General features: G+C 68.6%; 7 protein-coding genes and 1 pseudogene. 6 read left to right on the top strand and 2 right to left on the bottom strand.

Annotated elements, in window-relative coordinates; genetic code table 11:
* The first annotated feature begins 40 nt into the window (after positions 1-40).
* Positions 41-828 (top strand): IS5 family transposase gene (locus tag ACPPVO_RS24875; RefSeq protein WP_426514666.1). Its coding sequence is split into 2 segments (ribosomal slippage): positions 41-374 and positions 374-828, totalling 789 coding nucleotides; the frame shifts between segments, so codons are not numbered across the junction.
* Positions 829-945: 117 nt separating this feature from the next.
* Here the strand turns inward: ACPPVO_RS24875 and ACPPVO_RS24870 are convergent.
* On the bottom strand, positions 946-2,013 hold the full coding sequence (locus tag ACPPVO_RS24870) for an IS110 family transposase (RefSeq protein WP_426513549.1): 1,068 nt from the start codon (positions 2,011-2,013) through the stop codon (positions 946-948).
* Positions 2,014-2,261: 248 nt separating this feature from the next.
* Positions 2,262-3,095 (bottom strand): annotated as a pseudogene (locus tag ACPPVO_RS24865) (IS5 family transposase); the annotation flags it as partial.
* Between the two features lie 281 nt (positions 3,096-3,376).
* Between ACPPVO_RS24865 and ACPPVO_RS24860 the strand changes: the two are divergent.
* The 5 genes from ACPPVO_RS24860 to ACPPVO_RS24840 all read left to right on the top strand — a co-directional run bounded on the left by ACPPVO_RS24860 (position 3,377) and on the right by ACPPVO_RS24840 (position 15,105).
* Complete coding sequence (locus ACPPVO_RS24860) at positions 3,377-4,507, top strand: IS701 family transposase (protein WP_426514690.1); 1,131 nt, start codon at positions 3,377-3,379, stop codon at positions 4,505-4,507.
* A 732-nt stretch (positions 4,508-5,239) separates the two neighbouring features.
* Positions 5,240-7,003, top strand: a complete 1,764-nt coding sequence (locus ACPPVO_RS24855; RefSeq protein ID WP_426513548.1) for a ricin-type beta-trefoil lectin domain protein — start codon at positions 5,240-5,242, stop codon at positions 7,001-7,003.
* A gap of 58 nt (positions 7,004-7,061) precedes the next feature.
* The gene (locus tag ACPPVO_RS24850) at positions 7,062-7,412 is read left to right on the top strand and encodes a hypothetical protein (protein WP_426513547.1); all 351 of its coding nucleotides are present in this window, start codon (positions 7,062-7,064) and stop codon (positions 7,410-7,412) included.
* 935 nt (positions 7,413-8,347) lie between these two features.
* Complete coding sequence (locus ACPPVO_RS24845) at positions 8,348-12,448, top strand: hypothetical protein (RefSeq protein WP_426513546.1); 4,101 nt, start codon at positions 8,348-8,350, stop codon at positions 12,446-12,448.
* Positions 12,445-15,105 (top strand): hypothetical protein, encoded by a 2,661-nt coding sequence (locus ACPPVO_RS24840; RefSeq protein WP_426513545.1) that lies wholly within the window; start codon positions 12,445-12,447, stop codon positions 15,103-15,105. The genes ACPPVO_RS24845 and ACPPVO_RS24840 overlap by 4 nt, the downstream gene beginning before the upstream one ends.
* Positions 15,106-15,114 lie beyond the last annotated feature (9 nt).

Genomic DNA, 15,114 nt, shown 5'->3' with positions numbered 1-15,114 from the left:
TATAGTGTCGACCGTGCGGAAGGGCGAGCAGCCACCATGGATGGTGCCGGACGGGTTGTGGGAGCGGATCGAGCCGCTGTTGCCCCGGCACCCGCGGCGGTTGCGTAACCCCGGGCGGAAACGGGTGCCGGACCGGCAGGTGCTGTGCGGGATTCTGTTCGTGCTGTACACGGCGATCCCGTGGGAGTTCCTGCCGCAGGAGTTGGGCTTCGGGTCTGGGATGACCTGCTGGCGGCGGCTGGCCGAGTGGCACGAGGCCGGGGTCTGGCAACGTCTGCACGAGCTCCTGCTGGCCGAGCTACGCGCCGCGGACAAGCTCGACTGGTCCAAGGCGGTGATCGACGGCTCGCATGTGCGGGCCCTGAAGGGCGGCCCAAAACCGGACCGAGCCCGGTCGACCGCGCCAAGACCGGCTCGAAACACCACGTCATCACCGACGGCGCGGGCATCCCACTCGCCGTCAGCCTGACCGGCGGCAACCGCCACGACGTCACGCAGCTCCTGCCGTTGATCGACGCCATCCCGCCGATACGTGGCAAACGCGGCCGGCCCCGCCGACGCCCCGACAGCCTGTACGCCGACCGGGCCTACGACTTCGACATCTACCGCGACCGGGTCCGCGATCAGGGCATCACCCCCTACTTCGCCCGCCGCGGCGTCGAGCACGGCTCCGGGCTGGGCGTTCACCGCTGGGTGGTCGAGCAGACGGTCGCGCTGCTGCACTGGTTCCGCCGCCTCCGCATCCGCTGGGAGATCCGCGACGACATCCACGAAGCGTTCATGAGCCTCGCCTGCTCCATCATCTGCTACCGCCGACTCATCAAGTGATCATTCTGTTAGGACTTGTAAGGCGTGTTTGGTAAGCCGGGTCAGAGCCATTCGTTGATCGCGCTGATGGTGACGGCGGCTTGGTAGCGAACGGCGAGTTTGATGCCCCTATGGATGTCAAGCGGTTGAAGGCTGAGTTCGCGTGATCAGCTGGAAGAGCTCACGGGCGATGTAACGCTTGAGGCAACGGATGGCTTCGCGCCTGGTTTTGCCTTCGGCGGTGCGTCGTTGGATGTAGGTCTGGGTGCGATGGTCCCAGCGGAGCCTGGCGATGGTGATGGTGTAGAGGGCGGAGTTTGCGCGGCGGTCGCCGCCTCGGTTGAGGCGGCGGCGTTGGGTTTTGCCGGATGAGGCTTCGATCGGGCTGACGCCGCAGAGGGCGGCGAAAGCGGCCTCACTGGACATGCGCTCAGGGTTGTCGCCGGCGGCCAGGAGGAGTGCGCCGGCGGTGTCCGGCCCGACGCCGTATTGCTGGAGCAGGGTTGGTGTGTGCGTGTCGATCGCTTCGGTGATTCGAGCGGTGGGATTTTCGATTTCGGTGGTGAGGTGGATGGTCCGGGCCGCGAGCAACTGCAGGGTGTAGGCGGCTGCGGATGCTGGGTCATTTGGTGTGGCGGTGCTCAGTTGCGCGCATCGGCGGACGAGTTTGGGGATACTGAGCCCGGACAGCAGGTCGCGCAGTGCTGGGTCGGCGCGGATCAGGACGGCTTTGAGTTGGTTGATCGCCTGGGTGCGGGACTTGGTTGCGGAGTCTTTCGCCAGCCGGAACATGCGCAGCATCTCGACTGGGCCGTCGCTGGACTTGGCCCGGGTCGTGGCCCGGCCGGACAGCACGGCACGGGCTGCGGCTTCGGCGTCGATGGCATCGGTCTTGCCGCGGCGGCGCCGTTCGCCGCGGTCGGGCTGGTTGACCTCAATTACCTCGACACCGGCTTGGAGCAGGTGCCGGGTCAGTGCGATGCCGTAGGAACCGGTGCACTCGACGCCGGCTCGGCGGACTCGTCCGAAGGTCCGTGCCCACTCGAGCAGTTGCCGATAGCCGACCGTGGTGGTCGGGAACGCGTTGGTGCCGGCGATTGCGCCCATCGGGGTGAGGACTGCAGCCACGTGCACGTCCTTGTGCGTGCCCACGCCGAGAACAACATCGGCGTCGTGCGCGTGACTGCTGGCAGTGAGGTCCGGCATGCTAGACACGGTCGGTCGGCTCCTGAGGGCTCGGGAACGGATGGGCCGTCACCGGGCCGGCAGGGCGGTCAGGACTGTGATGGTGCCTTGTTCGCAGCAAGGCCCCTATTGAGACACGTCGGCCGGTCCGGTGGCAGGACGTCGTCTCGGAGCTTCAGTCGACAGATCAAACTCAGGGCACGCAGGTTCCGGCCTGTCGTATCGCGGGTCAGACCGAAGCTCCGAAACGACCCATCAATATCCTCACAGTCGTACCTGGTTGCCATGCCGCGGTTGCGTTTGAGCTGGTTGATGCCGCACTCCACAGCGTGGCGCTGCTTGTAGGTCTCGGGGTCGAAGGCGGGTGGGCGGCCACCTTTCGACCCGAGCTTGCGTCGGTTCGCTGCGTGGTCGGCCTTGATCGGGATCGTCGCCCGGATCCCCTGGCGGCACAGGTAGGCACGGTTCGCCTTCCCCGCGTACGCCTTGTCGGCCAGGACTCGGTCGGGCCGGGTCCGCGGCCGGCCAGGGCCGAGGCGGGGCACTCGGATGCCCCGCAGGACCGGTACGAACTGTGGGCTGTCACCACGATGCCCGGCGGTCAGCAGCAGCGACAACACCTTGCGGCCCTGCTCGCACGCGAAGTGGACCTTCGTGGTCCGCCCGCCCCGTGACCGACCCAACGCGTGATCGTCCGGTTCCGTGTCCACCCCACCAGGCGGTTCCTTCTGCGAGCCACCGTCACGGCGCGCGCCAGCGGCGTGCTGGTGCGCCCGGACGCTGGTGGAATCGACGCTGACGTCCCACCGGATCCGGCCCGCGGCGTCGGCGTGCGCCTGCAAAGCGGTCAGCACCATCTGCCAGGTGCCGTCGCGTTGCCAGCGGCGGAACAACCAGTACAACGTCTGCCACGGCCCATACGCCGCCGGCACATCACGCCACGGCGCGCCGACCCGGACCCGCCACCGGATCCCATCGATCAATTGCCGCCTGCTCCACTTCAGCGGCCTACCCAGCACCGACACCGCAGGCAGCAGCGGCGCGAGCGCCGCCCACTGCGCGTCGGTAAGGTCATGCCGCCTCGTCACCGCTATGGTGTCCACGAGGTCTCCGGAATTTGGTGCGTCTTGGTCGATACACCAGATACCGGAGACCTCGCCGTCTATCGATCACCGCCACGCCGACACATGGCCGGCGATCGACATCCACTTACCAAACACGCCTTAGTACTCCAGCCGCACTTCCATTCGTGACGTCTATGCAGGTGGGGGGCGTTATGAGCGTGTTGGCCGGACCGGAGCAGGCTCGTTGATCGTCCTATGTAGACTGGCGCCTCGTGTCGATTGCGGCGGTTCCCGGTTGGCTGTCCGGCTTTGATGATCTGATGGCGGTTCTTGCGCCGCGGTTCGGTCGGGTGGAGCCGCGCCGTCAGGCGCGTAGTTACCTCCTCGGGTTGCTGTCGCCTTTGGCGGACAAGAACGGCTGGACCCTGGCCGAGGCAGCGGGTGACCGGACGCCGGACAAGATGCAGCGGCTGCTCAACGCTGCCTGCTGGGACGCGGACGCGGTCCGGGACGATCTGCGCGGCTATACCGCCGAACAGGTCGGTCACCCGGACGGGGTGCTCATTGTGGATGAGACCGGGTTCGTGAAGAAGGGCGTCCGGTCCGCGGGTGTGCAGCGGCAGTACTCGGGCACGGCCGGCCGGGTCGAGAACTGCCAGCTCGGGGTGTTCCTGGCCTATGCCAGCCCGCGGGGCCGGCTGCTGCTGGACCGTGAGCTCTATCTGCCTCGCACCTGGTGCGACGATCTGCCGCGCCGTCGGGATGCGGGCATCGGCGACGAGGTCCGCTTCGCGACCAAGCCGGCGCTGGGCCTGGGGATGCTCGCTCGCACGATGGACGCCGGTCTGCCCGCGAAGTGGGTCACCGCGGATGAGGCATACGGCAAGGACGCGAAGTTCCGGCACTGGCTGCAGCAACGCCGGACCGGATATGTCCTGGCCGTGGCGAAGAACCAGAGGATCCCGACTGAGCGCGGCAGCGCCCGCGCCGACGCTGCGCCGGTACTGGCGTGGAAACGGCGTAGCTGCGGCGATGGCGTCAAAGGTCCACGCCTGTACGACTGGGCCGTCGCTACCCTGCCCGACACCGGCACCGCCGAACACGGCCACGCCCGCTGGCTGCTGGTCCGGCGCAACATCACCAAACCCACCGAACTGGCCTACTACCTGTGTTACGGCCCCGCCGATACCACCGACGAGGAACTGATCAGGGTCGCCGGGACACGCTGGGCGATCGAGGAGTGCTTCCAGACATCGAAGAACGAGGTCGGTCTTGACCACTATCAGGTTCGCCGTTACGACGCCTGGTACCGCCACATAACTCTCGTTATGGTGGCCCACGCGTTCCTCGCTGTCACCGCCACGAACGCCGAAAAGGGGGCGATGAGCCAGAACGGGACGGCCTCATCCGCCTCACCCTCGGTGAGGTCCGACGTCTCCTGGCACACCTGATCGCGGTAGTTCGGCCCGTTGATCATATCGATCGATGGTCACGATGGCGAAGGCGTCACCAATTCAGAGCAAGAACCAGCCACTACCAGCGAAGACTCGGGCTACTTGAAGTGCGGCTGGAGTATTAGGAGCAGCAGGTCCAGGTCGAGCTCGTTGATCATGTTGCTGATGTGCCGGTTGGCGCCCACGCCGGCGCTGAGGCGATCCGCCAGCGGTACCAGGACGTGCTGCAGAGGTCGGCGACGACACGTTCCGCGAAGACGCGCACCAACCCACACCCGGCAACGGACCGCCGTCGCCGCCGTCCTGTCACGTCCACCGCGGTCGAGCCGGTGGAGCAGCGGTGTTTTGTCGAGCGACTTCCGACTGGCGACTGTCGTAACGCATTTCCGCCCCATTATCAGCGGTCAATGCCCATTGCAGTGATGTTTCGGCTGCGTTATGTTAACGCTCACATCACGAAGCCATTGTCGGCGAGCGTGGCGCGTCGGCATTTGCGGCGACCGGAGGTCCGCCGCGGCGTCCGACAGTGACCCGACCGCCCTGGCTCCGTAGTTCGTGCACCGGGACAACCCACACCCCTCGGTGGCGATCAGGCCACTCACGCCGGAAGGGAAGATCATGAAACCGAGTACCCGCGCGGTCCGAGCGGCGATCGCTGCTGCGCTGGCTGGCGCCCTCGGCACAGCAACCATCGCGCTGGTGTCATCGTCCGCCTCGGCTGATTCAGCCGTGACCGTTCAGAAGTGGCTGACCACCAGCAATCTGAGCAGCCGGCTGGCCGCCCAGCCGAATCTCAGCTTCACCACGAACTCCGCCGCCGCCACCATCACCGTCGACGACACGACCACGTATCAGACGATGGCCGGGTTCGGGGCCGCGATGACCGACACGTCGGCCTGGCTCATCTCGACGAAGCTCAGCGCCAGCAACCACACCCAGCTGATGGGCGCGTTGTTCAGCCCGACCAACGGGATCGGGATGAGTTGGGTACGGGTGCCGATGGGAGCGTCGGACTTCTCCGCGACCGCGCAGCCGTACTCGTACGACGACATGCCCTCCGGCCAGACCGACCCGACGCTGGCCCAGTTCTCCATCTCGCATGACCTGTCGTACATCATTCCGGACCTCAAGGAAGCAGCGCAGCTCAATCCGGCGCTGAAGCTGATGGCCAACCCGTGGAGCCCGCCGGGCTGGATGAAGGCCAACGGCCAGATGAGCAACGTCAACGGAGCCGGCACTCTACTGAGTAGCAGCTACGCCCCGCTCGCGAACTACTTCGTGAAGTTCCTCCAGGCCTATGCCGCCCAAGGCGTGAACATCTACGCCATCACGCCGCAGAACGAGCCGGGTTACAGCGGCAGCTACCCGAACATGAACTTCAGCGAGGCCAATGAAGCGGCCTTCCTCGCCAACAATCTCGGACCGGCACTGAACCAGGCGGGTCTGCATCCGGTCGTCCTCGGGGTCGACTTCAACACCAACGTGATGAGCAATTTCGGTGTGCCGCTGTTGAACGACGCCACCGCCGCCCAGTACCTCGCCGGTACCGCCTGGCACTGCTACGCGGGCAACCTCGGCGCCCTGGGTACCATGCACAGCAGCTTCCCGACCAAGGACGTCTACGAAACCGAGTGTTCCAGCGGTATCGCCCCGCAGTCGACGGCCGAGACCTTCATCCAGAGCACCCGCAACTGGGCGAAGGCGGCGACGATGTGGAACATCGCCGAGGACACCAACAACGGTCCGGTCATCTCCGGCGGCTGCGGCGCCTGCACCCCGATGGTCACGATCAACCAGAGCACCGGCGCCATCACCTACAATCTCGACTACTACGTCATCGGCCACTTCAGCAAGTTCGTCGTACCAGGGGCCCAGCGCATCGCCTCCACCACCACCGCGTCCCTCAACGACGTCGCGTTCCGCAACCCGGACGGGTCGGAGGTCCTGGTCGTCGACAACACCTCGACGGCACAGCAATCGTTCACCACGAGCTGGCACGGACAGTCCTTCACCGACAGCCTCCCGGCCAAGGGCGTCGCCACCTATACCTGGAACCCGGGTATCACCACCCCACCGTCCAGCCCGCCGCCCTCCTCCACCCCGCCGCCCTCCACCACCACCATCGTCGGTCAGGGGTCGGGCAAGTGCCTGGACGACCGCGGCAACCCGGCAAACGGCATCCAGCAGTACATCTGGACGTGCACCACCGGCAATGCCAACCAGCAGTACACCTACACGAGCGCCCTCCAGCTCCAGATCGCCGGGAAGTGCCTGGGCGCCGCCGGCAACGGCACCACCAACGGAACCCAGGTCATCACCTACACCTGCAACAGCACCCCCAGTCAGGTGTGGCACCTGAACAGCGACGGGACCATCACCAACGGACTGTCTGGGCTCTGTCTGGACGTGAGCGGCAAGGGCACCGCCGACGGGACCGTGGTGCAGCTCTGGTCCTGTAACGGTGGGAGCAACCAGAAGTGGACCCGGCGGTAGCTGACCACCGCCTTGCCGCTACCCTGCAGGCGCCTGTCGCGGTGCCTGCAGGGTAGCGATGTTTTCAGGCGACTGCCTTGACCAAGACCGCGACGCCAGCACCACGCTGGCCGGTGGCCGGGAAGTCCTCGCAGCGGGCGAGATCGCTTTCGCTGCCGTCGGATCCGGATGGCGCGTAGTCCAGGTAACCAACCAGTCGACCGGCTACTGCCCCGATCCGGATTCCTGGTCGGCCGTTGCCGAAGCGCTCGATCGAGTCGGTGTACCGCATCCAGACGACTTCACCGATAAGGTCATATTCCGGCGCTGCCTGGCGTGCGGCGACCGCAACGTCGTGCAGGACAACGACTCCACCTGTGCCCAGTGCGACAGCCCCCTGCCCCCGCAGTGGAACTTCGCGTCGAACTGATCAGCAGGTTCCGCAGCGCCCGGCACTTCCACCGACACGCCAACGTCCACCCACCAGAACCAGCCGCTTGATCAGGTGGGCGGACATGTCGCCGTTGGTACGCGGTGGCGGCTCGACCTCGTCACCGACTATGACCAGCCTCGGCGAGGCCGAGGCGTCCTGTCGTGCCGAATTGAACGCATTCGATCTTGTGTTCTGGTTCTGGGTCCGGTGTATGAGCCGGGCGTTGGACGCAGTGACCTGGACCGGCTGTGGGTGTGATCAAGGGGTGCGCGGGTAACTCCAGGCGGCGTTGTGAACATCCAACGACCGCCGCAGCGGAGTTGCGCCTGTCGACGTGGACCCGCCCACCACAGGTGACATGGATTGGGAGGGGTCCCCGCACCTGATCTCGTCGGTGGCCGGGCTCGCCCTGGCCGGGCAGAGGTGATGATGTCGTCGCCCTCAGCCGCCCCCGCACCCAGGGGGTACGCAATGGGTTCGCGGACGATGTCGCCGACGTTCAGCTCGTCGCGGTGTGGCACCGATGTGCTGGTACGGCTCGACGTGCAGTGACACTTCCCAGCTGGCGCCTTGGTCGTTCGCGGCGAACCTTGGGTGTCGTGCACCTGACAGGTGTTGTGGGTATTACGCCATAGTCGCCCCCGAGCGCGGGGTGGACGCTCCCCGGTAGTGGCCCACGTCCGGTGCCACCGACCGGAAGGCACTCCGATGATCCGCATCACAGGGGCTGTGTGGCTTGCTCGGCTGCCAAGTGATCCCGGCGGTCGGCGCCAACGAGTCCGCGTTCCCGGCCACCGGCATGCCGCGCTGCCTGATGGACCCGGCCCGCGGGCTGCGAGATTTACGCCTGGGTCTAGATCGATGCACTGGTGGTCCGGTGACCTCGACGCCACGCCGGCTACGGATGCCGCCGGTTGGGCCCGGTGTGGTCGATGAGCGACCTCGGACCGGCGGTCCTGGTCATCGGATCCCGCGGGGATGACCGGTGCGTGGACGGGACTGTCCTGGCGCCTGGGGTCCATCTGCTGTGGAGCATCGAGCCCGGGCTCGGTTTCCCGGTCGGCGGGTACGACGTGGCCCGGCGGGCGCACCAGGCGCCGGAGTGGTTGGCGGTGTCGTTCGAGCAGGCCGGCCGGCCGGAGTCGGGGCTGACCTGGTCCTGGGGGTCGTTCACCCTCGCGGTCTCGGCCGGGCCGATCAGGCTGGATCCGGCCGCCTGCCGCCCGGTGGTCGGCCTCGCGCTGCCCGGTGCCCGTACCCTCACCGTCGGATGCCGCGAGTCCGCGGTGGCTGTACGTGCCTCCGGCACCGGTACGCCGCCGGTGATCGAGGTGACCGGACCGGCTGCCGGACCGGATGCCGTACTGGCCCGGCGAACCGCCGACGCGACCGCCACCGGCTGGTCGGTTGAGCTGTGGGCCACGGGTATCACCGCCGCCCGGATCAATGGCGAGGACCTCGTCGTGTGCACGTTGGACTTTGGGCTGGCCGGTCTGTGGGAGGGTTGGCGACCGTTGACCAGCAGTCCGATACTGCTGCCGCTGGTACCACCGGGCAGCCGCAACCAGCTCGACCTGGTCGACGACCGGGCGGCGACGGTGACCCGGGCCAGGTCCCGGCTTCCCGGCGGCCTGCCGACCGGGGTCGCTGATCAACTGGCCGCCGACTTCGCCGAGCTGCCCCGAGCCGCCGTGGAGTTGCTGCTGCGCGAGGGTCCCGGCGCCCGGCTGCCGGCAACGGCCGCGTCGTCGACAGCGGCCGGGGCGGCGCCACGGCTCGGGCTTGCGGTCACGACGGTGCTCGCGCTGGCCGCTCTCGACCCGGACGTGTCCCGGATGCTGGGTCTGACCTTTCGCGACCCTGACGTGATCGGCCGCTGGGACTACCGGGTGGTGGCGCACTACGGCCCGGTACCCGGTCCGGGGGTTGTCACCGGGTTCGACACCGTGCTTCCGGGGACGATCGGTGGTGGGGTGCTGCGGGCCGGTGAGCTGACCGTGGCGGGCAGCGGCGGGCTGGAGGTGCTGGCCGCGCCGGACGGATCGCAGGGTGCCGTGCTGCGGGTACAGCGGCCACTGCCGGGTGCCCCGGCCGGGTTGATCCTGCCGGCGGGGACCAGGTCGGTCCGGCTGCGCCTGGCGGCGCCGGCGGGTGCGGACGGGATCGTCTTCACCGCCGCGCGGGGCAGCCTGCCCGTCGCCTCGGTCACCGGCGACGCGGGCCAGCAGGTTGCGATCGAGGATGCCGGCGGATTCGACATCGTGACGTGGACCGAAGGACCGCTGGAGCTGGTCGAGGTGGAGGTGTCCGACACCGCCGGGCCGGTCGGCGATCAGGCGGGGTACGCGTGGAACGTGTCCGCTGCCGACCGCACACCGGCCGGTGCCATGTCCGTTGTGGACGTTGGCGCCGATGCCGACGTGGCCCAGCCGGGCCCGGACGGCCGGTTGCCGGCCTCGGCCGGGGTCATTGGCCTTGACTGGCAGGTGGCCGGCGACATCCGGGACGCGGGGCTGCCGGTGCGGGCGCAGGTGGCCCTCTCGCCGCGTGGTGACTCGGATGCGCCGGCCGCGCACGGCCCGTTCACCGTGGTCGGAGCGGACCGGCCGCCGCTGGCCGTGGCCCGCGACCGCGATGCGACGGGCCCGTGGCCCGGTCCCGCCGTGCCGCAGCGGTGGACCCACACGGTCGAGAACCCGGGCTGGTACGCGGTACGGGTCCGGGGTATCGACGCGTTCGGCCGACTCGGACCGTGGACCGGCGAACGTACCGTGCAGGTCGACCACGCGCCGACGCCCGGCGCGCCCGAGGCGATGACCGCCGGCTACCTCGACCCGGCCGACCCGACCCTGTCCGAGGCTGATCGGGCCCTGTGCGGCGCCACGGCGGGTGTGCTGGCCGGCTGGACCTGGCCGGCCGGGCGGCGGCTGGCCGCCCCGGCGGTCGAGGCCACCGGCGAGTTCCGCGTCTACCTACGCCGCGGTGACCCGAACGTGCTTTCCGGCACCGTCATCGAGGCCACCCGCGACGGTGACCGCAGCCACCTGGGTACCGACCTGGACTGGCCGGGCCCGGCTGACGCCCTCACCGGCCAGCTCCTGCGGCTGGGTTCGGTCTCCTACCCGATCCTCGGCCACGGCAGCGGTACCGGCATCAGCGTCGATGTCGCCCACCTGGCCGCCCCGCTGTCGCGCCCGGGTACTGGCCCGTGCAGCATCACCCTGTCCCCGGCCGTCGGACGGTACGTGGGCTTCGGCCGGCCGGCCGATTTCGACCTGCGCGCCGCCATCACCCCCGCCCAGCTGCCGGTACCGGTCACCGCGACGCTCACCGCGGTCGTGACGTCGGCCGACGGGGCCGAGGTGACCCTATCCGAACCGGTTGACCTGGCGATCAGCGGGCCCGCGACGCCGGACTTGACCGTGACCCCGGTCGCGGGACTGCTCTTGTCGCACGGGGTCGCCTACCCGGTGCTCACCCAGAACCACGGGTCCGCGGTCGTCGGCATCGGCGTGGCCGCGCGGTACGACAGCGGCGTCACACTGCCGGCTGTCGGGGACCGGTGCACGGTGTGGGCCGGCGCCCGGTACCAGCTGTGGCTGCCCGGGGCGACGCTGGTACCCGAAGCCGGCGAGGCGTTCGCGGTCGGCTTCGCAGGCGTTGCCGCGTCCGACGGCGATCCGGCGGTGGCCGACGACCCGCGCTGGGCGGCGCCCCGGCGCGGTGGGCTGGGCGCGCGGCCGGGCCGGGAAGGGCCGACCGGGCGGGCCGCCCGGCTGGCGGTCCCGCACCGGGTACCCCCACCGGCGTTGCCGGTGACCCGGCCGCCGGACATCGACGGCGACCTGCCAGCGGTGCAGGCCGAGCCGGCGGACTGGTACGGGCGGGCCCGCTGGGCAGTACCGCTGGCGGCGGTCGGTGGCGTGGTCGGGTACCGGGTGCTGCGGACCAGCACCGCCGCGCTGTTCGCCTACGACCTGTCGCTGCGCCGCACCGGCCGCGGGCCGTACGCCGACGGCCCGTTCCCCGACGACGCCGGGTCGCTGCCGTGGCTGGCGCAGGAGCATCCGTCCGTGACCCTCGCCGATCTAGCCGCCGATCCGGCCACGCTGCCGGCGGATGTCGCCGCCGAGGTGGCGGTTGCGTGGCGGGACTGGTCGGCCTGGTACTACCCGCGGTTGAGCAACCGGGCCGTGATGAACCTGGCCGACCTGGACACGCACCGGGAGCCGTTTCAGCCGGCGCACCCGGGAACCGTACCCGGCCCGTCCTATGTGGACACGATGGACGGCCGCGGGGCCGGCCGTTTCCTGTACCGGATCCGCACCGTCGACGCCTCCGGCACCGCCGGTCCGTGGAGCGCCACGATGCCGATCGTCGAGCTGCGCGACGTCACCGCACCCAAGCCGCCGACACTGCTGTCGATACTCGGCGAGGAGGATGCCGTGTCCCTGGCCTGGCGCAGCGGCACCGAGCCGGACCTCGCCGGATACCGGATCTGGCGCGCAGCCGACGTGGCCGAGCTGACCGACGTGCGGCGGCTGCCGCCCTATGTTGAGGTGGCGGCCAATGGCGCCGACGCCCCGGGCGACCAGGAACTGTGGACAGGCTGGACCGACGACGGGTTGGCGCCGCTGAGCCGGTGGTACTACCGGGTCGCCGCCGTAGACCGGGCCGGCAACGTGTCGGCACCGACGGCCGTGGTGTCGGCCCAGCCGATCCACACCGAACCACCGGAGCCGCCGGCCTGGACCCAGGCGGTACGCGACGGAGCCACGGTCCTGCTGGGCTGGACCGTCGAGCAGGACGGGGTGCTCTGCATGGTGGAACGGCAGCGCGGCACGGAGCGGATCTTCACCTCGCGCAGCGGCTGGCTGCCCCCCACCGCGGGGCCGCGCGAATTCGGCTGGACCGACGAGGACCCGGGATCGGGGGCCGCCACCTACCGGATCCGGGCCCGTGACATCACCGGCAACGAGCAGCGGTACCGGTGGAACCCGGTCACCGTACCGGCCGTGGAGGAGGGCCCGTGATCAGCTCTGTCGGTATCGTCCCGCCCCTGATCCTTCCGATACCCGGCGAGTACGACTCGCTCCGGACGGAGGTGGTAGTGACCGCAGCCACCGACCCCGACGCCGTTGACGTCGCGGCTCGGCCTGGCAACGTGTTCCAGACGCCGCCAGACGATCCGCCATCCACATTGGACACGATCATCACCCCAGAGGCGGCGACGGTGTCGTACCTACCCGCTGGGCAACTCCTGGTCCAGGACGGCTGGCCGCAGGTCGTCGGCCCGTTCGATCAGGACGCCTGGGTGGTGAGCGCGCTCCATGGAAAATCGCCGTTGGCGGACATGTTGCCGCCGGGCTCGCCGGTGCCGGTCTACTGGGTACTCGAAGGTGTCGACCGCCGCTCGGTCGATGATCCAGACAGCGTCGATCCAGACAATGATGGTGGCCTGCTGAACCGCTGGCACAACGGCGAGGTACCCGGGGTGAAGCCGAGGGCGGACGAGTGCCACCGCCGGACCGATCCCGATCAGCGTGCCGACATCGCCCTGCACACCTGGAAACAACGGATGATGGCTGGCACCTGGGCCGAGTCGGTACCGGCCGAGACCGCCCTCGGGCTGGCCACCGCCGACGGCGACTGGAGCCGGCTTCGGGTCTGGACCTTCGGCGCCGACGGCACACCACTGCCGGCGGCCGCCAGCCTCGCGGCCCTCGCGATCGCCGATCCCGACCTCTTGCCCGCCCATCCGGTCGTCGCGGGGTGCGGCGTTCTCACCGACAACGTTCCAGTTCGGTTCTACCTGCGTTTCGAGGTGTGGGATGTGGACCAGTCCTCGGCCTCCGATCCGAAGGGCGCCCCCCGGTCGTTGCAGCCGGACACGGTCCGACTCATCGACAGCCTGCTCGGCAGCGAGATCACTGGTACGCAGTGGACCTGGCGCGAGGCCGCTACGGGCGGCGTGCTGGAGGTGCCCCGCCCGAGTGTGCGGACAGCCACGTTCCACATCCGGGCAGAGTTCCCTGCCGGCCAGCAGATCCGGCTGTCGCGTACCGAGAAGCGGGTCTATCCACCGGGTCAACGGCTCGTCTGGAACAGCGCCGGCTGGACTGCCAGGGACAGCATCACGCCAGGCTCGTGGACCGGCTTGGAAGCGTTGCAGTTGGGCACGTTGTCGCAACCGGTGGCGTACTGGATCGGGACCAAGGTGCGCCTGGCCGCCGCGTACCAGCAGCCTCGGGTCGACTGGTTCAAACGGACAACCAACCTCACGTCCGGTGCCACGTACACCATAAGCAGGACAGACACCTATCCGGTCGCCGCTGGCCACAGGTTGGATCTCTATCAGACTGCCGCGAACCCGGTCGCCTATTTCGTCACCGACGACGACGGCGAGGTCAGCGGGGTCGTCTTCGATGACGTGGTGCCGGGTACCGCGGTCCGGTTGGGACTGGCGCTCATCGTCGGTCTGCCCTCGGTGGGCGGCGGCAGCACCGGGACGCTGTTCGCCCTCAGCGATGGGAGCAACGTACCAAGTCCGGTGTTCGCGGCCGGGGACTTCCTGGCCAGCAATGCCAGGGTTCCGTTGCTTTTCGTCGGATTCAACAGTGGCGTGGTCGGCGCCGCCGAAGGGCCGGCGACGTTCGTGGTGGATGCCGACAGGAACAACTTCGCCACGGGGAACACCGCCTACGCCGCGGCGTTGCACGCGTTGAAGTGCGCAAAACTGACCCACGACGCGGTCGTCCTGCTCAAAGGCGACTCGGTCAATCTCCCGCAGCGCCACGATTTCCAGCTGGCGCTTACGAGTTCGACGGCCGTGACGGTGGCCCTGGCGGCTGATGCCAAGAGACCAGACCGCACCGAGACGACACTTCCGTCGAACAGCTCATGGTTCTGCTCCAACGTGGTTCCCCACGAGTACGGGCACGCGATCGTCAACTGGCTGGGATCGGCCCTGCCCAGCCCCGGGACACTGAACGCCACCTACGCTGCGATCGCCGTCACAAATACCATTCAAGGTTCGCCACCGACGTGGCCCGGCCACACGGCTGGCGCTGTCATCAACTCCGGCGTCGCCTTGGACGAGGGTCTCGCGGAATTCGTCGAGTGCCTGATGGGATACGTCAAGATCTACCGTCGCGGCCATACGTCGCTGAAGAAGCATGGTTCGGTAGGTCACCCGGCCGCGATCTACCTCGCACTGCTGTCGCCGACGTCAAGTCCGCAAAGCCTCAGCAGATTCACACCAGCTCAGGTCCGTGCCGTGGAGGGTGCGGTCGCGCTGGCGCAAGCGACGTACCTGCTCGATACCACGAAATTCCCGGGATTTGGTATCGATACCGGCCCGACCTCCGGTCGGTTCCGTCCAGCCCAGGCGTACCTGGACGACTGGCTGAGGAACAAGCATCGTGACCTGGGGCAGTTGCAGCGGATGTTCCGCTGGTTGTTCACCGATGCGGTCAGCGCCTACTACGGCAATCCCAGTAACTGGCTACTCAGTGGGCCAACTGGCTGGCCCGCACCCCAACTCCAAACGGCCACCTATCCATCTGTGGAAGGTTATCTGACTCAGCTGACGACAAGCGATCCGGCCGCCGGTGGCAGTCCGCCCACGCCGGAGGAGTCGTACCAGCACTTCAACGACAGGTACCTAGTCCCGTGGAACCTCGAACCATAGGGAGACTGC

The sequence above is a fragment of the Dactylosporangium sp. McL0621 genome (assembly GCF_049995355.1).
Lineage (GTDB): Bacteria > Actinomycetota > Actinomycetes > Mycobacteriales > Micromonosporaceae > Dactylosporangium.
Note: the sequence above shows the minus strand (reverse complement) of the source record. Positions and strands in the feature narration are given on the sequence as shown.